General features: G+C 58.7%; 17 protein-coding genes and 6 pseudogenes. 9 read left to right on the top strand and 14 right to left on the bottom strand.

Features of this window, described 5'->3' with window-relative positions; genetic code table 11:
• Positions 1-2: 2 nt before the first annotated feature.
• Positions 3-983, bottom strand: coding sequence for an IS5 family transposase (locus tag BA011_RS33635; protein ID WP_065284169.1), 981 nt, complete (start codon positions 981-983; stop codon positions 3-5).
• Positions 973-1,194 (bottom strand): hypothetical protein, encoded by a 222-nt coding sequence (locus BA011_RS45565; RefSeq protein ID WP_237352814.1) that lies wholly within the window; start codon positions 1,192-1,194, stop codon positions 973-975. Before BA011_RS45565 ends, BA011_RS33635 begins: the two co-directional genes overlap by 11 nt.
• Here BA011_RS45565 and BA011_RS33630 point away from each other — a divergent pair.
• Positions 1,099-3,054: a recombinase family protein gene (locus BA011_RS33630; protein ID WP_237352811.1), complete on the top strand. Its 1,956-nt coding sequence runs from the start codon at positions 1,099-1,101 to the stop codon at positions 3,052-3,054. The two genes, BA011_RS45565 and BA011_RS33630, sit on opposite strands and share 96 nt — an antisense overlap.
• A gap of 316 nt (positions 3,055-3,370) precedes the next feature.
• Here BA011_RS33630 and BA011_RS33625 read toward each other — a convergent pair whose 3' ends face one another.
• The 8 genes from BA011_RS33625 to BA011_RS45555 all read right to left on the bottom strand — a co-directional run bounded on the left by BA011_RS33625 (position 3,371) and on the right by BA011_RS45555 (position 9,821).
• Positions 3,371-4,351: an IS5 family transposase gene (locus tag BA011_RS33625; protein WP_065284172.1), complete on the bottom strand. Its 981-nt coding sequence runs from the start codon at positions 4,349-4,351 to the stop codon at positions 3,371-3,373.
• A 77-nt stretch (positions 4,352-4,428) separates the two neighbouring features.
• Positions 4,429-6,072 (bottom strand): IS66 family transposase, encoded by a 1,644-nt coding sequence (gene tnpC / locus BA011_RS33620; RefSeq protein WP_064246225.1) that lies wholly within the window; start codon positions 6,070-6,072, stop codon positions 4,429-4,431.
• Between the two features lie 47 nt (positions 6,073-6,119).
• A complete protein-coding gene (gene tnpB / locus BA011_RS33615) occupies positions 6,120-6,470 on the bottom strand; it encodes an IS66 family insertion sequence element accessory protein TnpB (protein ID WP_064246224.1) in 351 nt (116 codons plus the stop codon).
• Positions 6,467-6,895: an IS66-like element accessory protein TnpA gene (gene tnpA, locus BA011_RS33610; protein WP_065282713.1), complete on the bottom strand. Its 429-nt coding sequence runs from the start codon at positions 6,893-6,895 to the stop codon at positions 6,467-6,469. The genes tnpB and tnpA overlap by 4 nt, the downstream gene beginning before the upstream one ends.
• A gap of 55 nt (positions 6,896-6,950) precedes the next feature.
• Entirely contained in the window at positions 6,951-7,577 is a 627-nt protein-coding gene (locus BA011_RS33605; RefSeq protein WP_065284026.1) for an IS6 family transposase, read from the bottom strand.
• Positions 7,578-8,037: 460 nt separating this feature from the next.
• Entirely contained in the window at positions 8,038-8,445 is a 408-nt protein-coding gene (locus BA011_RS45560; protein ID WP_237352796.1) for a 4'-phosphopantetheinyl transferase family protein, read from the bottom strand.
• Between the two features lie 331 nt (positions 8,446-8,776).
• Positions 8,777-9,385 (bottom strand): SagB family peptide dehydrogenase, encoded by a 609-nt coding sequence (locus BA011_RS33595; RefSeq protein ID WP_237352810.1) that lies wholly within the window; start codon positions 9,383-9,385, stop codon positions 8,777-8,779.
• Positions 9,354-9,821, bottom strand: a complete 468-nt coding sequence (locus BA011_RS45555) for a hypothetical protein (protein WP_237352795.1) — start codon at positions 9,819-9,821, stop codon at positions 9,354-9,356. The genes BA011_RS33595 and BA011_RS45555 overlap by 32 nt, the downstream gene beginning before the upstream one ends.
• 190 nt (positions 9,822-10,011) lie before the next feature.
• Here BA011_RS45555 and BA011_RS33590 point away from each other — a divergent pair.
• Positions 10,012-10,765: pseudogene (locus tag BA011_RS33590) on the top strand (IS6 family transposase).
• A gap of 54 nt (positions 10,766-10,819) precedes the next feature.
• Positions 10,820-10,961 (top strand): annotated as a pseudogene (locus BA011_RS46675) (transposase domain-containing protein); the annotation flags it as partial.
• 396 nt (positions 10,962-11,357) lie between these two features.
• Here BA011_RS46675 and BA011_RS43125 read toward each other — a convergent pair.
• Positions 11,358-11,683: pseudogene (locus BA011_RS43125) on the bottom strand (DDE-type integrase/transposase/recombinase); the annotation flags it as partial.
• Between the two features lie 273 nt (positions 11,684-11,956).
• Between BA011_RS43125 and BA011_RS43120 the strand changes: the two are divergent.
• From BA011_RS43120 to BA011_RS33575, 3 genes and pseudogenes are all read left to right on the top strand, one after another.
• Positions 11,957-12,250, top strand: coding sequence for a hypothetical protein (locus BA011_RS43120; protein WP_065284789.1), 294 nt, complete (start codon positions 11,957-11,959; stop codon positions 12,248-12,250).
• Positions 12,251-12,274: 24 nt separating this feature from the next.
• Positions 12,275-12,565: pseudogene (locus BA011_RS43115) on the top strand (ATP-binding protein); the annotation flags it as partial.
• A 16-nt stretch (positions 12,566-12,581) separates the two neighbouring features.
• The gene (locus tag BA011_RS33575; RefSeq protein WP_237352794.1) at positions 12,582-13,220 is read left to right on the top strand and encodes a cupin domain-containing protein; all 639 of its coding nucleotides are present in this window, start codon (positions 12,582-12,584) and stop codon (positions 13,218-13,220) included.
• A 17-nt stretch (positions 13,221-13,237) separates the two neighbouring features.
• Here the strand turns inward: BA011_RS33575 and BA011_RS33570 are convergent.
• A protein-coding gene (locus BA011_RS33570) for an IS3 family transposase (RefSeq protein ID WP_186806533.1) occupies positions 13,238-14,376 on the bottom strand; the annotation gives its coding sequence in 2 pieces (ribosomal slippage) (positions 13,238-14,118 and positions 14,118-14,376; 1,140 coding nt in all).
• 84 nt (positions 14,377-14,460) lie between these two features.
• On the opposite strand from BA011_RS33570, the pseudogene BA011_RS33560 reads away from it, so the two are divergent.
• A pseudogene (locus tag BA011_RS33560) lies at positions 14,461-14,817 on the top strand (helix-turn-helix transcriptional regulator); the annotation flags it as partial.
• A 148-nt stretch (positions 14,818-14,965) separates the two neighbouring features.
• On the opposite strand, the pseudogene BA011_RS33555 reads toward BA011_RS33560, so the two are convergent.
• Positions 14,966-15,954: pseudogene (locus BA011_RS33555) on the bottom strand (IS5 family transposase).
• A 141-nt stretch (positions 15,955-16,095) separates the two neighbouring features.
• Entirely contained in the window at positions 16,096-16,992 is an 897-nt protein-coding gene (locus BA011_RS33550) for a LysR family transcriptional regulator (protein WP_065284022.1), read from the bottom strand.
• Positions 16,993-17,163: 171 nt separating this feature from the next.
• Between BA011_RS33550 and BA011_RS33545 the strand changes: the two genes are divergently transcribed.
• Positions 17,164-17,322 (top strand): hypothetical protein, encoded by a 159-nt coding sequence (locus BA011_RS33545; protein ID WP_237352813.1) that lies wholly within the window; start codon positions 17,164-17,166, stop codon positions 17,320-17,322.
• A gap of 51 nt (positions 17,323-17,373) precedes the next feature.
• Positions 17,374-23,322: a non-ribosomal peptide synthetase gene (locus tag BA011_RS33540; protein ID WP_151343718.1), complete on the top strand. Its 5,949-nt coding sequence runs from the start codon at positions 17,374-17,376 to the stop codon at positions 23,320-23,322.
• Positions 23,323-23,367: the final 45 nt, after the last annotated feature.

Here is a 23,367-nt window from a genome sequence, read left to right as displayed (position 1 = left end):
TTTCATACAACACGCCGCAATTCTGGACGGCCAAGTTCAGTCATCCGGTTGAGAACGTGGACGCCGATCTTGGCTTCTGTTTTCTGATTGTCGAAGTTCCTCGCTTTGAGTTTTGGCCCAATGACCGTCTTCCATCTACCCATCTGGGTCTCCACCCGGCTGCGCTGGTTATAGCCGGTGGATTTCTGCCAAGCCATCCGGCCCTTGTTTTCGATTTCGGCGATATGGCGGTCCCGTACCGTTGGATTGAACGCCGATTGCGGACTTTCAACTGCTGTCTTGGGAGGCGGGATAATGATCTCCACGATCTCGCCGAAGCGTGTCTCCAGAAGATCACGGGTCGGCGCTCCGTCATAGGCGCCATCAGCGATAAACTTGGCAACTGGGCCATCAATCTGATCCAGAAGACCTGGCAAAGCGGTCGGATCGCCAACATCATCCGTGGTTAGATCCGCGCAGACAATCTCACCACTAGCAAGATCAAGACCAATGTGAAGCTTGCGCCATCTTTTACGTTTCACCTTGATTGTGTGCTTGTTTTCCAGCCACTCGCCCTCACCGAAGACTTTTAACCCCGTGCTATCGACCACCAGATAAACAGGACCGGACGCTCTGGCTCCGGACTTTGTCGACGGCAACGCCAGCCCTTTGCTCCGGCGCGACAGGGTGGAGAAGTCAGGCACGGCAATATCGAACTCCATCAGCGCCGCAACGCTGCGCATCAGACCTTGGGTCTGGCGTAGCGCCAGCCCGTAGACGACGCGTAGGGTCAAGCACAATGTGATCGCCAGATCCGAGTATTTCGGCTGACCGCCCCGCGATCTCCGCCTCGGCGCCGTCCATAAAGCAAGGGCCTCATCACTCACCCACACGGTCAAATCACCACGTTGACGCAGGCTTTCATTATAGGCCGCCCAATTCGTCACCTTAAACTTCTGCTTGGCTATCTTGTCCCGTCGGTCGGCATTGAACTTATGCGGCATCATCAAAACCCCGATCAGGAGACTGAAAACCAAAGCCCAATATCAGTCGCCGGGTGATCCGCGCAACAACGCCCTTCGGGGGCGTGCTGTCGCCCTCGGATGGCGCGACGAGCAGATTATCGTCATCGACAACGATCAAGGAGAGTCCGGTGCATCGGCCGCCTGGCGTGAAGGGTTCCAGCGCCTGGTCAGCGACGTCGGCATGGGGCATGCCGGGATCGTCATGGGCCTGGAGGTCTCTCGTCTCGCGCGTAACAATGCCGACTGGCAGCGATTGCTAGAGATTTGCGCCCTTGCCGATACACTGATCCTGGACGAAGACGGCGTCTATGATCCGGCAAGTTTCAACGACCGGCTCCTGCTCGGCCTTAAGGGAACGATGAGTGAGGCCGAACTGCATGTGATCAAGGCCCGGCTACGCGGCGGCATTCTCAATAAGGTGCGGCGCGGCGAGTTTCGTTGCCTGCTGCCGACCGGGCTGGTCTATGACCATTTCGGTCATGTGACGCTTGATCCAGACATGCAAGTCAGAGAAACGATCATTCATTTCTTTGAGATGTTCTCTCGCCTCGAGTCCGCCTCCCAGACCGTCAAGGTCTTTCGCAATGAAGGCCTATTGTTTCCGTCGCGCCTACACAACGGCGACACGCTGTTTCGGCCGCTGACCGCGTCGACGGCGATGCGTGTCCTGAACAATCCGCGCTACGCTGGCGCCTATACCTATGGCCGACGACAGTTTCGACGTACCATCGACGGCAAGAAGACTTTGCGTGCGCGCGACATTGATGACTGGCCGGCCTGCATGCCCGATGCCCACCCCGGTTATATCAGTTGGGAGCGACACCAGGAGAACCTGAAGATTCTCAAGGCGAACGGCCGTGGATTTGAAGCGGCACGAGCGTCAATCCCAAGGGAGGGCCCGGCGCTACTGCAAGGCCGGGCAGTGTGTGGGCAATGCGGCAACCATCTTAGGGTTCGCTATGCGGCCCGGCGTGGCCGGCAGGAAGCCTGGTACATTTGTAATCGTGACCATATCTATCGTGGGGAGCCCATGTGTCAGTCGATTGCCGGGCCACCCGTCGATGAAGCCATCGGCATGCTGATTGCCGAGCAGATGACGCCAGCGGCCGTCGAACTGGCACTCGACGTCCGCAAGGAGATCCAAGCTCGCCATGAAGAAGCAGACCGGCTGCGCTGTCGCGCGATCGAACGCGCCCAAACGGAAGCCGATCTCGCCCAGCGCCGCTTCATGCTGGTCGATCCCAATAACCGCCTCGTCGCCGACACGCTCGAAGGTGAATGGAACGAGAAGCTACGCATACTGGCCAATGCTCGCGAAGAACGCGAACGTGGCCGAGAGCACGATCAATTCATTCTCGATAAAGCTGTCCACGAGCGGTTGGTCGCGATGACGGCCGACTTCAACGAACTCTGGAAAGATCCAGATACCCCAAGTCGCGAACGCAAGCGACTGCTGGCCCACATCATCGAGGACGTCACGCTCTTAAAGCTGCCGGCGGAAGGAACCACCAAGCTTCACGTTCGCTTCAAGGGTGGCAAAATCCAGACGCTCACCACCATGAACCCACAGTCCTCCGCTCAGCAGATCAAGACAAAGCCCAATATCGTTGAACTGATCGATAAGCTTCTCGATGATTACATTTATCCAGAGATCGCCGAGATCCTGAACGAGCAGGGTCATCGCCCAGGTGGAACAGCACGTCGCGGCTGCCATGATGCCCGCTTTACACCTCTCAAAGTCGCCTATCTCATCCACGAATATAAGCTGCAATCACGATATGATCGGCTGCGGCAGCGAGGAATGCTGACGAGACAGGAAGCGGCAGTGCACCTCAACATCAGTGAGCAAACCGTCGCAAGATGGGCCAAGTATGGCCTCATTGCCAGACATGCCTACAACGGGCACTACAGCCTGTACGAAATCCCCGATGGAGACTTGCCGCAAAAGCAATGCAGCCGTTGGAACCAACTCCAAGATCGGACTGCTGCGCGCCAACAAACGCAAACTGAGCCAAGAACATCAACTGGCGAGGAAAGAGGTGTAGTATGAACGCTGATCGTTGTATGCCATCACCAGACCGCTGCCATCCCAGTAGATCAGCTTCAACCGGTCCGCACAGTGCGCTTCATAATGCATCCCTCCATCAGATTCCGGGCAACCGGACGACTTTATCGTATTGATAATCTTCATAAAACTTCGGGCGTCGATCGATGACACCCTGCACCCCTATCCGGACGGCTTCCGAGGATAATGCTTCGACGGGAACCATCCACGGTGAGCCGGGAAGGATTTGCGTTGCAGGTAAAATTCCGGACGTGTTGCAGGGATCAGATTCTGTACGAGATAACCCCACCCTTGGGATTTTTCATACAACACGCCGGAATTCTGGACGGCCAAGTTCAGTCATCCGGTTGAGAACGTGGACGCCGATCTTGGCTTCTGTTTTCTGATTGTCGAAGTTCCTCGCTTTGAGTTTTGGCCCAATGACCGTCTTCCATCTACCCATCTGGGTCTCCACCCGGCTGCGCTGGTTATAGCCGGTGGATTTCTGCCAAGCCATCCGGCCCTTGTTTTCGATTTCGGCGATATGGCGGTCCCGTACCGTTGGATTGAACGCCGATTGCGGACTTTCAACTGCTGTCTTGGGAGGCGGGATAATGATCTCCACGATCTCGCCGAAGCGTGTCTCCAGAAGATCACGGGTCGGCGCTCCGTCATAGGCGCCATCAGCGATAAACTTGGCAACTGGGCCATCAATCTGATCCAGAAGACCTGGCAAAGCGGTCGGATCGCCAACATCATCCGTGGTTAGATCCGCGCAGACAATCTCACCACTAGCAAGATCAAGACCAATGTGAAGCTTGCGCCATCTTTTACGTTTCACCTTGATTGTGTGCTTGTTTTCCAGCCACTCGCCCTCACCGAAGACTTTTAACCCCGTGCTATCGACCACCAGATAAACAGGACCGGACGCTCTGGCTCCGGACTTTGTCGACGGCAACGCCAGCCCTTTGCTCCGGCGCGACAGGGTGGAGAAGTCAGGCACGGCAATATCGAACTCCATCAGCGCCGCAACGCTGCGCATCAGACCTTGGGTCTGGCGTAGCGCCAGCCCGTAGACGACGCGTAGGGTCAAGCACAATGTGATCGCCAGATCCGAGTATTTCGGCTGACCGCCCCGCGATCTCCGCCTCGGCGCCGTCCATAAAGCAAGGGCCTCATCACTCACCCACACGGTCAAATCACCACGTTGACGCAGGCTTTCATTATAGGCCGCCCAATTCGTCACCTTAAACTTCTGCTTGGCTATCTTGTCCCGTCGGTCGGCATTGAACTTATGCGGCATCATCAAAACCCCGATCAGGAGACTGAAAACCAAAGCCCAATATCAGTCGCCGGGTGATCCGCGCAACAACGCCCTGTTTACGCGGCAACCGATATCGCCACCGCCTTGATCCTCTTCCATTCCCAAGGCAAGAGCTCACGCAGGCGGGAGACGGGAAGATCTGCGATGCGCGTCAGCACATCTGCGAGCCAAGCCTTCGGGTCGATGTCGTTGAGGCGGGCCGTCGTAATAAGGGTCAGCATGATGGCCGCCCGGTCGGCGCCCCGCTCGGATCCGGCGAAGCTCCAGTTTTTTCTTCCACATGCAACCCCGCGCAGGGCTCTTTCCGCCGCGTTATTCGTCATGCAGATCCTGCCGTCGTCGGCGTATCTGGCAAAGTCGGCCCAGCGCGACAGCATATAGTTGATGGGTTCAATCACCGGTGAGGATCGCGACAGGCCTTCGAGTTCCAGCCTGAACCAAGCCTCCAGTTCGTCGAGCAGCGGCTTGCTCTTTTCCTGGCGCACGGCAAGGCGCTCTTCGGCGCTTTTGCCGTTGATGTCGCGCTCGATGTCAAACAGCGCATCGATGCGTTTGACCGCTTCCAGCGCCGTCGCAGAGACAGGCCTCAAGCCCTTGCCCCGCCGGGCACTGCGAGAGACATCGGCCAGCTCGAAGAACTTTCGCCGCGCATGGGCAAAACAGAAGGCTGGCGTTACCGGGATTTGTTTCCTGCTCCGGTCGAAGAGCGGATTGAAGCCATTGTAGCAATCGGCCTGCAGGATGCCGGTGAACTCGGCCAAATGTCGTTGCGGATGTTCGCCACGCCGGTCGCTGGAGGCGTAGAAGACGGCAGCCGGCGGCGACTGCCCGCCAAATGGCCGGTCGTCGCAAACGTAAGTCCATATGCGGCCGGTAATGCACTGCCCCTTGGCCAGGATCGGGATGGTGGTGTCATCGCCGTGGAGGCGCTCGGCCGCAAACACGTGGGTTTCGATCATATCGAAGAGTGGCTTGACGGCGGCGCTGACGTAGCCAACCTGGTCGGCGAGCGTCTGGGTTGACAGATCAATCCCCTCGCTGCGGAACCGGCGACTTTGGCGGTTCAGGGGCTGATGCTCGGAGAATTTGTCGAAGACGATCGTGGAAAGAAGGTTGGGGCCAAGGAAGCCGCGCGACGTGGCATGGAAAGGCGCCGGCGCCTGGCTGATGCAGCCACAGTCCCGGCAGGTAAATTTCTCCCGGACGGTTTCGACGATCTTGAAGCGGCGCGGGACCTCCTCCAGCGTCTCGGTAGTATCCTCACCAAGCTTCGACAGACGCTCGCTGCCACAATGGGTGCAGGCGGTCGGCGCGTCGACGACGAGACGTTCGCGCTCAATATTTTCTGGCCAGGGTTTGCGCACCGGGCGCTTGCGGGTGAAGGCACGAACGGTCTGTGTTTTCGCTGAGGCCGCCTCTGACGCAAGCTCATCCTCGGTCGCATCAGCGACCAGTTCCTCAAGCTGCAATTCCATCTGGTCGATCAGCCGCTGGGTGCGCTCCCGGCTCGGACCGTGTTTGTCGCGCTCCAACTTGGCGATCAGCAATTGCAGATGGGCGTTGAGCGCCTCAATGCCGGAAAGTTTTGCTTTTGCACTGCTCGCTTCAGCCTCAGCGCGTATCCGCGCCTCGCGTTCCGCCAGCAACGCGGCGTGGGCGCTGGCAAGATCGTCCGGCAGTGAGAGAGGCGGTAACGACATGCTGTCATAGAAGCATATTTATCCAACAAATTCAATGCAAAAGACGTTCAAACCCGCGTCGGGCGCCAGGTTTCCTGAGGGGCTCGCCAGTCAATTCCGGACAGCAAATAAGAAAGCTGCGCCGGCGTGATTGCCACCGCGCCGCCCTCTACATTCGGCCAGATAAACCGGCCGCGTTCCAATTTTTTCGTGAACAGGCATGCGCCCTGGCCATCATGCCAGATCAATTTTACCAGATCACCTCGGCGGCCCCGGAAGCAGAACAGATGACCGCCCAGCGGGTCATGCTTCAACACTTCCTGCACCCGAAGGGCTAGCGAAGGAAAGCCGCACCGCATGTCTGTATGTCCGGTCGACAACCAAACCTTGACACCCGTTCCCATCGGAAACGGGTTCATCGCAACGTCTCCAGACCCCGCATAATCCGCAGCAGGACGTCCACGTCGACATCCCGACCGACGATCACACGCCGGTCGTTCGCACTCACCACCTCCATGCGACCGTGGTCGCTGACAGGCGGCGGCACAGCGACAGTCGCCGCAGGTGGCGTGTTCGCAACAACCGGCTCGGCAACGACGATCGCTGGAACAAACCCGTTTGTCGAGCGGTGGACAAGCCGTCCTTCCCGGGCGGCCCTGCGCCAGGCATTCAACTGCCAGCGCGTGATCCCATGACGCTGCGCCGTGGCCGTCACCTGCCGCGGGCCGTTATAACTCTCAGCCACAATCGCTAGCTTCCCTTCATCCGTGAAACGCCGGCGACGCCCGCTATCGACAATCTCCATCCGGCTAAAATGCCCGGTGAGATCATTCATCAAGTCCATGTGTGAAGCACCGTCTATATTGCCGTCTATATAGACAGAGCATCCACACTCTCACTCACTCCACAATGCGGCCCAACTCGGATGCGTACAGTGTTGCTGACGCAGACTGAAAGGATTTGAAGCCCTTCATGGGGCGGGTCAGCTTCTTGATAAACCGGTGGTCCTGCTCAATCGTGTTGTTGAGGTATTTGACCTGCAGGATCTCGATCAGCCAGAACCATCCATACAACAACAGCAGCAGCCAGTTGATGTTTTGCAATCCTGCCAGGTTCGCGCCGCTCTTGTCGATGACGACCTTTTCGGGCCAGCCATTGGTCTTAATCGTGCGGGCGAAGAAAGCGCTGGCCGCGGCCTCATCGCGGTGCTCAGACAGCATGAAATCAAGGGTTTTGCCGAATTTGTCGACAGCCCGATAGAAATAGGTCCACTTGCCTTTGACCTGGATAGAGGTCTCGTCCATCCGCCAGGAGCTGCTGGTTGCGGATTTGCGCCGCTGGGCCTGGCAGGCAATCAGGGGCGAATATTTCACGACCCATCTGTTCAGCGTCGCGTGGTCAACGGTAACGCCGCGCTCGGCCATAATCTCTTCCAGATCACGATAGGAGACCGCATATCTCACGTAGAAAAATACCGCGTATAAAATCACGTCTTTCGGGTAATGACTGCCTTTGAAATCGACCATGATCGGGAAACTCAATCTGCCTGCTCATCTCCAACCCGGATCTACGCCTACCATACTGGTTGCAAACCCGGTGAAAAGTTTTGCGACAGAACCAACGCGACTGCGCGTTCGATGGTGTTTGCACCTCGTGATGAGCGTGCGAAGTTCTATCCCGACCGCCAATGGAACAACGGCTTTATTGGCAACAGCTATGCGGGCTACGCATTTGCGATTCCAGCCGTTTTGGTTACCTCACTCACTCAGCAATGAAAGCGTGAAGTACCCATAATGTTCCATGTTCAGAACACCTTCGTTTTTGGTGTCACGGCCCGATGATGCACGACGGCAGTGGTTCGCGATCTGATGCCGGCCTAACGCTGATCGTAACCGAGTGGCGTGCGGAGTCGACGGCTTCAATCCAGCGCCGGCGCGGAGCCCGTGGTCGTCGCTTCGCGCCCGAAGGCCAGCCTTCCGGCCGCACTCACGGGAGGTCTTCGATAAAGGTCGCGGAGAATTTTACGTCGTCGCGCTGCGTTCGCACAGCCGCCGCGGCAGAATATGCACCCGCAAACGTCCTGCTCCAGAAGTGCCATGTGCTGCCGTCATCTCGTTCGTCACCGACGACGCGACATCGGCGATTACCGTCGAAACCGGAAAACGAGATATTACGGATGGGATAGGATATGCCCAGCCCTCGCCCCTTGAGATAAGCTTCCTTCAGTGTCCAGATCTCACAAAAGCGATCCGGTCGATCCGCTTCCGCCAGCCCCAGCAGCGCCGAACGCTCCTCTGGAGCAAGCGCAGTCGGCACCAGATGCCGGTAGTCGACCCTGCCGATCTGCTCGACATCCAGGCCGCAATCGGCTTTTTGCGTGAGGATGCAGCCCACCAATCCATCGGTATGAGACAGGTTGAAGCGGATCGGAGCAGAGGACGGCGAGACGAGTTCGGGCCGTCCCCCGGTGCAGAAGCAAAAGTCAGTTCACGCGGATCAGCGACCATATAGCGGGCAAGCAACAGCCTGAGCAGGCCATGGCTGAAGACGTACATGTCGCGGTCGCGGTCGAAGACAAAGCGTCGGGCACGCTGGCGCTCCTCCTCGTTCAGAACGTCACGGGCCGCATTCCACAGCCTGACGCTTGCTTCCCTCGGCTGGCTCAGAAAAATATCGACCCGCAGTTCACTGCTCACCTGCCATGGATCCAGGTCGCCCGCCATGCTCATTGCTGGTGTTCCACGGCTGACCAGTCGACCAAATCGGCAATTGTTGCGGTTTCCGAACGGGTGCCGACCGCCACCGCATAGATTGGCGATTGCATGACTGGATCGATGTCGAGCATGGTCTCGATGACGTTATCGTTCAATGCGCAAGTGGGCGTGGCAACGAGGCCGTTGGCAGTCGCCGCCAGCAACATGTTTTGCGCAATGTGCCCCGCCTCGATGGTGGGATGCCGGTACTTCCATGCCGTCCTCGCAAAATTTGCCACCAGTAGGATCAGGGCTGACGCACCGGAAAACCAGTCCTGACCACCAAGAACGGTCTCTGCCGAGGGAAGCGTGTCGCAAGGCATGTAAGCGAGCGAATTTTCCAGGGCCGAGTAGTGATAGAGGCCGTTCGGAAGATCCTGGACATTGTAGGCAAGTACATAGGCTTCATAGGGATTTCTGGCGCCCCCCGACGGCGTCGTCTTAAGCGGCAGCTCCCCCAGATCGGTCCTCGCCAGTCCCACAATGCCGAGGCCGGAGAACAGGCAGTCGCGCAACTGTTCCTTGGTGATCGCTTCCGCGGCGCTCCCGTCAAAGCCACGATAGCTGCGCCGACGCTTCATCACGCCGAAACATCCATCGTCGCGCGGTGGCGGCATCGGCATTGGTGGTGAAAAGGGAAACCGGCGGCACATTTAGCACCCGTTCTGTCATCGCAGCGATGCTGCTGCCTGCATCGAGATATTGGGTGTATTTGATCGAAAAGTGATAGAGGCCGGCTGTCACCCCCCAGGGCCATTCCCGATCATACTTGTCGTTCCGGTCTCCAAGCGCAGTTCCGGCGACGATCAGGAAACCGTAGTCAAGCAGCCGGATGACTTCCCCGGCCACGCTCGGGTAGCTGCCGAGATCGCGGCTCAATTCGCCGACGCCGCTTGATAATGGTCGCCAGTCGGAGAATGCGTTGAGTATTGCCATGCTAACTGCATTCAAAGGCCCTCCCATGCGCGACAGGAAATCATATGCTGCCAGGCCCTCAGCTTCGAAGGTGATGAGCAAAGCCCTCGACCGTCGCACCGGAACCTCGTGAAACATAGCACTGTTGCATGCATCAGACTTTGGACGAGGTAACCCTATCCACTGCATTTTTCATGCAACGCGCTCGAAGGGCCTGTCGCAAATTTTCTTAGTTCACCGTCTGTTGACGCTCGCCGGAGAAATTCTCGCTTCGAATTTGTGGAGCGAGCCTGTGATTCTGAATACCATTGCCGAGAAGCTGAAGCGCCGGTCGAAAGATGATTTCAAAGGGCGGCATTTCGAGGCATGGCTCATCGTGCAGGCGGTGGCCTGGTATCTGCGGTATCCGCTCAGCTACCGAGACCTTGAGGAGATGTTCCAAGAGCGCGGCTTCGAAGTGGACCACAGCACGATTAACCGCTGGGTACTTGCCTATGCTCCGATGATCGAGAAGCGGCTGCGCCAGTTTCGGCGCCCGCATTGTGGTTCGGTCACGATCGACGAGACCTACGTCAAGATCCGCGGCAAGTGGCGTTACCTGTACCGTGCCATCGACAAGCACGGAAACTCAATCGACTTCCTTCTGACTGCAAAGCGCGATCTCGATGCCGCCAAGCGCTTCTTCCGCAAGATGCTGAAGGACGAGCCTTTGTTGTCACCGGCAAAGATCGGCACGGACGGCGCCAACACCTTTCCGTCGGCGATCAAGACGTCAGTCGACGATGGGCACCTGCATGCGGATCCGGTTCATTATGTCACCAAACATCTCCAACAAGGCATTGAGAGTGACCATTTCCGCGTGAAGAAGAACATGCCGAAGATCGGCGGTTTCCAATCCTTCAAAACCGCGCGATCGAATTATCGCAGGGTTCGAAGCGATGCTGTGGCTGCGAAAAGGGTTTGGCTTCTCCGGAGAGTGGACCGTCAATGATCAGAACGATCTGCTCGCGCGTCTCTTCGGACTTCAAAAGGTTAATAAGGCGTGAAGAGCAGAATGTATTTCAGCTCAACGCGTTCGGCCGACCGCTTTGCGACACGCCCTCATGCTGACATGCCGAGCCTGCGGCATCGAACCCTTGGCCTACTTGCGCCATCTTCTCGGCGAGTTGCCCCAGCGCGCAGCAGATGCCGACATCACCGATCTGCTGCCCCTTCAACTTCACCAAACCCGCCGCTGCCTGAACCGATGCGACCGTCTGACAGCGACCAACGTCAAACTGGCCGCGTCAATGCGCATGGAAATGAGCGCTTAGAGTAAATCTACTCATTTACCTCACCCAGAAATGATTATAGCTGAATTGGTGTCTTCAATAACACTCGCCTCAGTTGGAGCTGGGCCAAGAAGCGGTCCAAACGATTGGATCCGTCCTGGCGTGAAAACTGAAAATCAGCGGAAAGGGAGCTTGATGGCAAGGTGAATTGGCTTCAGCTCCGCCCGTCAGGGCGGAATTGCATGGGAGTGCCTGTTGTTGCTGATAAGTGGCACTCCTTCACTCACACATCAATCTTGACCGAGGAACCAAAGAGGCACCGTAAACTTAACGCTGTGAAAACAAGATCTGGGAGTGAGGCTTTGGTTCATTCGGCATGAAGGGGCGCGATTTGGCGCCATGCTTGCATGGCCGTTGCTCGCAATTGTCGATGGTAGGTGGATGGAATATCGTGGCGGGGAACGTTAAAGAGGTTGGCGATCGGGTCGTGTACGGAAACGAAACGCTGAAAATGTCGCGCTGACTTTGAAGCGCTTCATGATCCTCTCCCGCCGTCGGACGGGTTGATGAGAGTTCTCCGCCCGATTGTTGGCTCTTGTGCGAGCGATGCTCGACGCCTGGCATGATCTCCCGCTTCGCCGCACCGTAGGATCGAAGCTTGTCGGTGATCATCACACGCGGCGAACGGCCTTGGCCTCCTGCCGTTGCTTCACATGGAGGTTACGATGAGTGAACAACGTTGGTGGACGCAGACGGCCCTCTTCCCCGGTATGCTTGCTATCGCGACATCATGGATCATTCCTTCCCTCTTCCCTCCGTCGTTAGCCGTTGACCTTGCACCATCTGGCGTGGGGTTGGCGGTTCTGGCTATCTCAAGCTGGGACTTCCGCGTTCGAAACGATTGGCTCTTGCCGTGCGCCATCCGACCGTTTCCGAATTCTGATCTGGTCTGAATGGTGGATAGGTATGTCTTCAGAACCCGAAAAGCATGTCGCCCAAAGTTCGGCCCGGACTGCGGCCCGTATCTCAGCATCGGTGCATCAGGGTGTTGATTTCGAACTACGTCGGCTGGAGGGTGGCAAGTGGCGGCTTCGGGTCATTTCCCAGCAAGGGTTATATTGGATGAAATCCATGAATGTGGGCTCTGGCGAGGACGAGCTTTATCTTAACCTGATCGCCGCGAACGATTTTCTGAGAAGTGTTCGACGTCACGGCCTCAAGACGGAATACATCGGCCCCCTGGGTCGTTGTCTGCTGTGAGCGGGTCGGTGTCGCCATTGTGGAAAAGCGAACGCGGCTCACCTGTTCTTCCAACTGGTCTCTCGCCGCTACGAGAAGGGATCGATCCTGATTACCTCAAATCGATCGGTCGGAGAGTGGGGGAGCGTCTTCGGAGACCCTGTCGTCGCCACCGCAATATTGGACCGCCTGCTGCACCATTGGACAGTGATCACCATCCGAGGTGATAGCTACAGGCTTCGCGAAAAGCGCCGTTCGAGACAAACGAAACAGCAAATCAATGAAGGGGGTCAGTTCCATCTTCATTCACTTCGCTTGACATTCATCTCATTCTAGTTCGGGAAACGCCGGAATGCAGCGCGAGAAACCTGGTTCGTCCTTAACCTTCAAGGGCAATAACGCGGATGAATTTTCTGCGATACTGAGCCGTTGCAAGGCTCCAGGAAGGGTCGAGGCCCTGCGCGATGCGGGATTTTCGGCCGAATATGATTTCGTTGCCGCCGGGGCACTTGGCGTCGGTCGCGCGGCATATCAGGGGGGATTGACGTTTCACCAGAAGGCCGAAGACAGCAAGTTTCTGATCTACGTCCCACTCTCGGGCGCGGCAACGATATCGTCGTCCAATCGGCACCATATTTCCGAACCCGGCAAAGGCACCATTATCGATATGACCAGCCTGTCTGATATTGTGATCAACGGCGATCGCGAGCATCTTTCGCTGATCATCGATCAGAGCGGGGTTGTCCGGCTACTGTCCGCGATGCTGGAGCAACCCGTCTCTGGCTCGATCGACCTTGCGCTCGAATTCGACCTGTGTCTTGAGGCCGGACTGGCCTTTTCCCGGTTAACAAAAATCCTGGCGACCGGATTGAACGACGACGCCTCCCTGCTGCAATCACCGGCGGCCCTTTCCTCCCTGTCCACGGGGTTGATCCACCTGTTGCTTGAGAGCTGGCTCGGTTTGTCTGAACAGTTCCGGGCGTTTTGCTAAGTGGATTTCCGCCTCGATTATGCTGCCACCATCATCGGCGTCAGCGCATTGAAGTAAGCCCGATCCGGCGTCTGCCGGTCAAGGGATGAATGTGGGCGTCGGGTGTTGTAAAAGCTCAGATATCGGCCGATGGCAGCGCGGGCCTCGGAAACGCTCTTGTAGGCGTGGAGATAGATCTCCTCGTATTTGATCGACCGCCAGAGCCGTTCGACGAAGACATTGTCTCGCCACGCGCCTTTGCCATCCATGGAGATGGCGATGTCGGCGTTCTTCAGAACGGCGGTGAAGTCGACGGAGGTGAACTGCGACCCCTGATCGGTGTTGAAGATGTCGGGCTTGCCATAGCGGGCAAGCGCTTCTTCGACCGCTTCTATGCAGAAGGCTGCTTCCATCGTGATCGACAGCCGCCACGATAGGACCTTCCGGCTGAACCAGTCCACGACAGCGCAGAGATAGACGAAGCCCCGTGCCATCGGAATGTAGGTCAGGTCCATCGCCCAGACCTGATTGGGTCTGGTGACCGCCAGCTTGCGAAGGAGATAGGGATAGACCTTGTGTCCTGGTGCCGGTTTCGAGGTGTTCGGGCGACGGTAAATCGCCTCGATGCCCATCTTCTTCATCAGGGTGGCGACGTGCAGCCGTCCGGTTTGCAGCCCTTCTGCCTTCAAAAGCCCTTGCAACATCCGGCTTCCGGCAAACGGGTAATCGAGATGCAGTTCGTCGATCCGGCGCATCAAAGCCAGATCGACGTCCGACACGGGACGTGGAGAATAATAGACGCTGCCACGGCTGAAGCCGAGAAGCTTCGCCTGGCGCACGACCGACAGTTTGTGCTCGCGGTCGATCATTTCTTTCCGCCCGGCAATCCCGCCTTTCCGAGCGCACCGGACAAAAAATCGTTCTCCAGCGTCAGTTCGCCGATCTTGGCGTGCAGCGTTTTGACATCGACGGTTGGACCCGCCGGCTCCGCCTTGGCTTCATCGCCGAAAACGCCCGTCGCCCCCTCAAGGAGCTGGTCTTTCCACTGCTTGATCTGATTGGCGTGCACGTCGAACTGCTGGGACAGTTCCACCAGCGTCTGTTCGCCCCTGATCGCGGCGAGCGCCACCTTTGCCTTGAAAGCCGGGCTATGGTTCCGGCGCGGTCGTCTCGTCATGGTATCTCCTGTTCCCGGCATCTAAGCCGAAGTCAGGCAGAAATTCCACTTATCCTGGCTGTTCAGATTTCCCGAGCCAGCTCTCTTGAAAACGTGCCGCATCGTTTTTCAGGCGCGCTGGCGCGGCAGCCGACGTTGCCATCTCCCCGGCATATCCGGCGTGCCATCGATTTCATGCAGGCCAATCTCTCGCAGTCGATCTCAATTAGCGACATAGCGCAGGCTTCCCAGGTCGGCATTAGATCGCTGCAGGAAGGCTTCAAGCGGTTCAAGGGCATGTCCCCCATGGCCTATCTGGCCAATCTGCGCCTGGAGGCCGTGCATCGGGATCTCATCATGGCAAATTCGGCGACGACCGTCGCCGCTATAGCGCAGAAGTGGGGGTTCACCCATCAGGGCCGCTTTTCGGGCGATTACAGGAAAAACGGCCGAAATGGGTAAAGCCCCAATTCAGGGCGATTGCCGCACAGTCAGTCCGGGCGTTGCTTCATGGAGTTCCCTATGAGCAGCTTCCAGTCGAAGATGCTGAAGATAGGGCGTTGGTGCACGGATGTGGAACTGAACGGATGGGGATCATTGAAACGGCTGACTATGGCGTGGCTGCCTTGCGGCGGACGGCTTTCGGGCGTGCGCAAGCAAGCATGCGGTTGAGGACGGCGCAGCCGATGGCGACTTCGGTCTGCTGACCAGGCAGCGACCTGGCCCGCAGACGCCGCCCGATGATGGACTTGTATCGCCCGATTGCCGTCTCAACCAGCGAGCGTTTGCCGTAACCGTTAGAGACCTGCCATTTCATCCGGCCGTCACTGTTGATTGCGACGATATGCCGGTTCCGTTGGCCGGAAGGTCTATCGTCGCTTGGCTCGACCGCGTTGGCGCGAGGCGGAATGACGATAGCAGCCGCCGCGCTATGATCGATGACTGCGTCGTATGTAGGTTTTCCATCATAGGCACCGTCGGCTGTGAACTGTCCGATCGGACCGCCAATCTGGTCGAGGAGTGGCGCAACTTGAGAGACATCACCAGCATCCTGATCCGTCAGGGTATGGGCAACGATCTCGCCGCTATCGGCATCCAGTGCCAGATGCAGCTTTCGCCAACCTCGGCGGGATCTGGCGCCATGCTTCTCCTCCAGCCACTGGCCCGCGCCGTAAACCTGCAGGCCGGTGCTGTCCACCAGAGCATGCAACGGTCCGGCAGGTGGAACCTGATTTCCGGGCCGCTTCCCGGCAGATCGCCATGCGCGCGCCCGACGGCTCAGCGTGGTGTGATCGGGGACGGCAAGCGCTAAGCCCATCAATTGCAGCACCGATCCCACCAAGCCTTCTGCCTGGCGAAGCCGCAAGCCAAACACCAGGCCCAGCGTCAAGGTGGTCTCGATTGCAGATCGGAATAACGGTGCTGGCCGCCGCGGGTCTTGCGTCTTGGGGCATACCATTTGGACAGGGCTTCCGGTGTCAGCCACAAGGTCAGGCTGCCACGCCGACGAAGTCCTGCTTCATACTCCGGCCAGGTCGTCACCCTGAACTTCGTCTTCTCAATGTGATGACGACGGCTGGCATTGTGTTTGAAAGGCATGACTAAACGACAAGAGCTGTTGCGGTTCCCTCCTGCCTAACTCAGAACGCCAAACGGTCCGTGCACCAACGCCCTGATGGCCGCCTAATCCTCAGGACCTACACCACCTGACGGGACACGATCGTACCTGCACAATCGTGTTTATTCTAACCCCTGCAAGCTCGTCGTCATGAAGTCAATGAAAGTTCGGACTTTGGCGGAAAGATATTTCCGGCTCGGATACACAGCATATAACGTGGGCGCGAACCCGATCGCGTCTGGAAGCACCGTCTCCAATCGACCTGCCTCGATGTCCTGCTTGGTCATCCATTTCGGCAGGAAGACAAGGCCCATACCTCGCAGAGCTGCGAGCTGGAGAATAGTCTCGTTCTCGCTCGACATCACGGTACGAAATGTGACTTTGTACTGTCCAATTGCGCCTTTCAGCGCCATGATGTCACTGAGGTCGACCCCGCTGAAACGAAGCAGCGCGTGACCGTTAAGATCCGCGAAGCCTTTGGGTCGACCTGCTCGTTCCAGATATTCCGGCGATGCCATGAGGTGGAATTCTATATCGGCCAGCGGACGGGCGACGAGGCCCAGATCGAGCCGGTCGGGCGACGTTGCCCGCAGGGCAAGATCGAAACCTTCGTCCACCAGATTCACCATGCGGCCGCTTAGATCCACGTCTAGGCAGACGTCGGGATAGCGCCGGTTATACTCGGCCAGTCGGCTCACGAAGCCGATGCTGGCCGCCCAAACCGGTGCACTCAGTTTCAGGATTCCGCGGGGCGCCACCGTAACGTTGCCGATGGCTGCTTCCACCTCGTCAAGCCCTTCGAGCAACTGCTTGGCCTGGTAGAAATAAAGCCATCCGGTTTCCGTCAGGCTGACGCGGCGGCTGGTCCGGTTGAGCAGCCGGGTGCCCAGCCTGTTCTCAAGCTGCATCACATGTTTGCTCGCCATTGCCGGCGAAATGCCGAGGCGGTCGGCGGCAGCAGTGAAGCTCGTCAGTTCTGACACGGTGCAGAACAGCCGCAGGCTCATCAGTGTATCCATGGATCATCAACATTCGAGAAATGGTTCTTCAATATCGAATGTATTGATTAATGAATGAGAAAAGTCAAACACCTCTCCAGGTGCCCGTCGCGGCAAACTTGCGAAGGACAGACCCGATGACAGATTCTCGACTCCGGACCTACTTGCCATGGCGGCGGACCCTGGCCTTACATGACCGGGGAGTTCCGCCGCAATTTCGACGTGCTCGAGAAGTCGCTGCTCGACATGCGCGCCTATCTCGGCGGCACGCCAAAAGGGCGAAGCAGGTGGCCGGCCATCTCTTCCGGTGACCAAAGCGCCTCCAGCTGCTCGGTGACCAGGTCGCCGTAATTGCGGGTGCCGCACCAGCGCGTGAGCACGAGAGCACTAAAGAGGAACAAGATGATCTATTTGTCGCTTCCGAAAAGCCCGTATGGCTATGGGCTTTGCGGCCAAGATCTGCGAGACCCCAGCACTACACGAACTATGTCAGCTATCTTTGTCGGTGGTGGTTCGCTTAGTATTAGATGTGCGCAGACGGCAAAGGAAATGGGCTGCTCCATACCCGCCGTTCTACCTACAGATGATGTATTTCGTGCCTGGGCTACCAATTTAGGCATCCGGTGCTTCGATAACGTCGAGCAGATCTATGAATTTCTATACGACGTGAATGTCGATTTGATATTTTCCGTTGTCAATCCCGTTATCTTGCCAGCTCATTTATTGGAGCGAGCACGTGTCGGTGCGTTTAATTATCACGACAGCCCACTGCCGCGTTACGCAGGGACCCACGCGACAAGCTGGGCTATTCTGGCGCAAGAGAGCCAATACGCCATTTCGTGGCATCACATCAATTCTGGTATTGATACGGGCAACGTAGTTGTGCAGTGCCCGCTGTCCATTGCATCAACCGACACGGCATTGACTCTCAACCTCAAATGCTATGAGGCCGCGATAGAAGGATTTCGCGCGCTTTTAGCGATGATAATAGCGGGTGCCGATCTCCAGGGCCGCCCGCAGGCGCTGGCGAACAGGACCTATTTTCCGAGGAACCAACGCCCTGTTGCCGCTGGTTGCCTGAGATGGAATCAGTCAGCGCAGGAATTATCAGCGATTGTCCGTGGTTTGGACTTCGGTCCTTTTCATCCAAATCCGTTGTGTTTGCCTAAGGTCGTTGTCGGAGAAGATGCTATCCCAGTTCGGTACTTGGAGGTATCCACTCGGTCATCTGATTATCAGTCAGGCTCGCTGCTCGAAATATATCCGGACCACTGGCGTGTGGCGACGGAAACAGAGGACGTTGATGTTTGGTTTGGTGCTCCCAATGGCCCGATCCTCGATGCGATAGCACTCGCAGGCTCTCGTCTGAATGTAGGTGACCGTCTCGCGATTTTGAGCGCTGACCACCGATTATCCATAACGAGTATCTGTGAAGCGTTGGCACCACGGGAGAGATTTTGGCTGCGGCGACTTGAGAGATTTAAACCGTCGCAGCCGCCTTATGTTTCGTCTTTGCAGGCCGAACAACCACCCAAATGGCACACGAGCTCCTGGCATAATATAGATGCCTTGGCAGAATTCTCGCCGACGGACGGCGTGGAATGCTTGTTGAGTGCTTGGTTGGTTTATATTGCCCGCGCGGAAGGTGAAGCCGAGCTTCAGCTGGGTTGGCGTCCAGCACTCGATAAAGCGCAGATTGAGGAGCGTTCGGCGCAGAAGCTTATAGCGTCTATCGTGCCGATGGAAATCTCCATCGACCTCGATCGCGGTTTTTCTGAGCTACGAGCGATGGTAGCGGCTGAATGTGTTCTGTTGCGTAGAAACGCTAGCTTCGCCCGCGACCTGATAGCACGTAGCCCGGCACTGTTGGGCGTCAAAGCGCTGCAATCGGGTCAACCGTGGCCAATTGGCGTTATGATGACGAAGAGCCACGGCCCGTCAGTTGACAAACTTGAGTCGAGTCCCGAGTCGCAAATGGCCTTACCAGGCAGTTTATTGACGCTTGAAATTAACGCGGTCGATGGGAGCTTTAGATGGCACGTTGATGAAAATCGCTGGGCGCCCGGGAAAATCGGCAATATTACGCAGCATCTCGAGAATTTTCTAAGCGTAGCTACACTCACTCCACAACAACCGGTGGGCCGGATCGATCTGCTGTCAGCTGAGGAGCGCAGCTACCTGCTGGAGGAGTTGAACCGGACGGAAGCGGACTATCCGTTGGATCTTTGCGTGCATGAGCTGTTCGAGGCGCAGGTGCGCCGGGCGCCCGACGCGGTCGCACTGGTCTTCGAAGAGCAGTCGATCTCCTATGGCGCGCTCAATGCCGATGCCAACCGGCTGGCCCATCATCTGATCGGGCTCGGGGTGAGGCCGGACCAGCCAGTGGCGATCTGCGTCGAGCGCAGCCCGGCGATGGTGGTGGGACTGCTGGCGATCCTCAAGGCCGGCGGCGCCTATGTGCCGCTCGACCCGGCCTATCCCAGCGAACGGCTGCGGCAGTTGCTCGACGATGCCGGCCCGCGGCTGCTGCTTTGCGACGCAGCCGGCCGCGCGGCGTTGGGCGCCGAGGCAATCGCCAATCTGAGCGTGGTCGATCTCAATGCGGCCACGCCCGCCTGGGCCGACCAGTCCGCTGACGATCCCGACCCGCATGCCCTCGGCCTGACAGCGCGCCACCTCGCCTATGTCATCTACACATCGGGATCCACCGGCACGCCGAAGGGCGTCATGGTCGAGCATGCAAGTGTTCTCAATGTTCTACGCGCTCTTTTAGATGTATCGGGCCTCACAGAGCGCGATTCACTCCTCGCGATCACGACGATCTCTTTCGACATTGCGGGGCTCGAACTCTGTCTGCCACTGGCCGTGGGAGCTAACGTCGTTGTTGCTCACGGGACCAGTGCTATTGGATTGCAGCGGTATCTATCCCATCAGAAGATAACTGTGATGCAGGCGACCCCGGCAGCGTGGCGTATGCTCTTCGACGCCGGATGGGAGGGTGCGCCCGATTTACGTGCGTTGTGTGGCGGCGAAGCGTTGCCTTCAGAACTGGCCTCGAACCTCGGCAGAAGGGTAAAATCTCTCAGAAATCTTTATGGTCCGACGGAGACTACAATTTGGGCGACCACCTTTCCTACCGACACGAGAATTGAGGCGCCTCACCGGTATGTGCCGATCGGCCGTCCGATTGCGAACACGCGGATCTATCTTCTGGACGGTCATGGCGCACCCGTTCCGTTTGGTGCGGTTGGCGAGCTTTATATCGGCGGGGCGGGGGTGGCTCGCGGCTACCTGAACCGTCCGGATCTGACGGCGGAGCGGTTCCTGGCGGATCCGTTCAGCGGCAAGGCGGATGCCCGGATGTACCGGAGCGGCGACCTTGCGCGCTACCTGCCGGACGGCAATCTCGAGTTTCTGGGCCGCAACGACGACCAGGTGAAGATCCGCGGCTTCCGCATCGAGCCGGGCGAGATCGCCGCCCGGCTGCTGGAGCATGAGCTTGTCGGCGATGCCGCGGTGGTGGCGCACGCGGATGCGGGGGGCGACAAGCGGCTTGTCGCCTACGTGGTTGTGAAGACGACGGACGGTTCGGCCGAAGCCGATGGCGCCGGGCTTGCTGCGTCGTTGCGGGCGCATCTGGGTGGCCTGCTGCCGGACTACATGGTGCCGTCGGCCTTCGTGCGGCTGGAAGCACTGCCGCTGACGGTGAACGGCAAGCTCGACCGCAAGGCGCTGCCGGTCCCCGACGACGATGCCTATGCGCGTCGGGCCTATGAGGCGCCGCAGGGCGAGATCGAGACGCTGCTGGCCGGGATCTGGGCCGAGCTTCTCGGCGTTGAGCGGGTCGGGCGCCACGACAACTTCTTCGAGCTCGGCGGCCACTCATTGTTGGCGGTTCAAATGATGGAGCGTCTGCGGCGGCTGTCGCTCGGGGTCGAGGTTCGCACCGTATTTGCAAAGCCGATGCTTGCCGATCTGGCGGCCAATCTTGGCAGCCACCGGGAGGTGGCGGTGCCTGCCAACCCGATCACGGAACAGAGTACGGCGATCACGCCGCAGATGCTGCCGCTGATCGATCTTACCCAACCGGAGATCGACCGGATCGTGTCGACGGTGCCCGGCGGCGTCGGCAATATCCAGGATATCTATGGCCTGTCGCCGCTGCAGGACGGCATTCTGTTCCATCATTTGCTGGCAACCCAGGGTGACCCCTATCTCCTGGTGTCGCAGATGGCCTTTGCCGAGCGGGGTGTGCTCGATCGCTACCTTGCTGCGGTTCAACAGGTGGTCGACCGCCACGACATTCTGCGCACGGCCTTTGTCTGGGAGGGTCTGTCGAGCCCGGCGCAGGTTGTCTGGCGCAAGGCGTCCTTGGATGTGCTCGAGGTCGAGCTGGAGGGCTGTGATGGTTCCGGCGCCGATGAGCTCAGGCGGCGGTTCGATCCGCGCCAGTACCGTCTCGACCTTGGCCGGGCGCCGCTGATGCGGTTCGTGATCGCGCGCGAACCGGGCAGTGGGCGCTGGCTGCTTTTGGTGTTGCAGCACCATCTGATCGGCGATCATACGACGGCCGAAGTGATGTATGCCGAGGTCCGGGCCGTGCTGCAGGGGCGCGCGCATGAGCTTGCAACGCCGCAGCCGTTCCGCAACCTGGTGGCGCAGGCGCGGCTTGGCATGGATGCCAAAGCGCATGAAGCGTTCTTCCGGGAGATGCTGGCCGACATCGACGAGCCGACGCTGCCGTTCGGTCTGAGCGAGGTCTACGGCGACGGCCGCGGATCCCGCGAGGCACGGCGGATGCTGCCGGAGGCGCTCAACGATCGGCTGCGCCACCAGGCGCGGCGGCTGGGGGTGAGTCTGGCTAGCCTTTGCCATCTGGCCTGGGCCCAGGTGATGGCGCTGAGCAGCGGGCGCGAGCAGGTGGTGTTCGGCACGGTGCTGTTCGGCCGCATGCATGCGGGTGCCGGCGCCGACCGTACCATGGGCTTGTTCATGAATACCTTGCCGTTGCGGCTGGATCTGGATGAGACCGGGGTCGAGGAAAGTGTGCGTATCGCCCACGCCCGTCTGGCCGAATTGCTCTCACACGAGCATGCCTCGCTGGCATTGGCGCAACGCTGCAGCGATATTGCCGCACCAGCGCCACTGTTCAGTGCGCTGCTGAACTATCGCCACAACACGCCGGCCATGGCCGGCGAGGGAACAAGCGACGTGCTGTCCGGCATGGAATGGCTGGGGGACGAGGAACGGACCAACTACCCGCTGACATTGTCGGTGGATGATTTTGGTCAGGAGCTGGGGCTCACGGCGGATGCGGTCGAACCGATCTCCGCCGATCGGATCTGCGGCTACATGCAGCGGGCGCTCGAGCAACTGGTCGACGCGCTGGAGCAAGCGCCCGATAGGCCGGTGCGCGAGCTCGACATTCTTCCGGCTGAGGAGCGCAGCTACCTGCTGGAGGAGTTGAACCGGACGGAAGCGGACTATCCGTCGGATCTTTGCGTGCATGCGCTGTTCGAGGCGCAGGTGCGCCGGGCGCCCGACGCGGTCGCACTGGTCTTCGAAGAGCAGTCGATCTCCTATGGCGCGCTCAATGCCGATGCCAACCGGCTGGCCCATCATCTGATCGGGCTCGGGGTGAGGCCGGATCAGCCGGTGGCGATCTGCCTGGAACGCAGCCCGGCGATGGTGGTGGGACTGCTGGCGATCCTCAAGGCCGGCGGCGCCTATGTGCCGCTCGACCCGGCCTATCCGTCGGCGCGGCTGCGGCAGATTGTCGAGGATGCCGCACCGCGGCGGCTGCTTTGCGATGCCGCCGGACGCGCCGCACTCGGCGCCGAGGCAATCGCCGATCTGAGCGTGGTCGATCTCGATGCGGCCACGCCCGCCTGGGCCGACCAGTCCGCTGACGATCCCGACCCGCATGCCCTCGGCCTGACAGCGCGCCATCTCGCCTATGTCATCTACACATCGGGATCCACCGGCACGCCTAAGGGCGTCATGGTCGAGCATGCGAGTGTTCTCAATGTTCTACGCGCTCTTTTAGATGTAACGGGCCTCACAGAGCGCGATTCACTCCTCGCGATCACGACGATCTCTTTCGACATTGCGGGGCTGGAACTCTGTCTGCCACTGGCCGTGGGAGCTAACGTCGTTGTTGCTCACGGGACCAGTGCTATTGGATTGCAGCGGTATCTATCCCATCAGAAGATAACTGTGATGCAGGCGACCCCGGCAGCGTGGCGTATGCTCTTCGACGCCGGATGGGAGGGTGCGCCCGATTTAAGTGCGTTGTGTGGCGGCGAAGCGTTGCCTGCGTATTTCGGAAGAACGGGACAGTCGTTTCACTAAATCGCGGACAGTGGTTTCACTAATTCCGGGACAGCATGGTGTGGT

It is taken from the genome of Rhizobium leguminosarum (assembly GCF_001679785.1).
GTDB lineage: Bacteria > Pseudomonadota > Alphaproteobacteria > Rhizobiales > Rhizobiaceae > Rhizobium > Rhizobium leguminosarum_R.
Note: the sequence above shows the minus strand (reverse complement) of the source record. Positions and strands in the feature narration are given on the sequence as shown.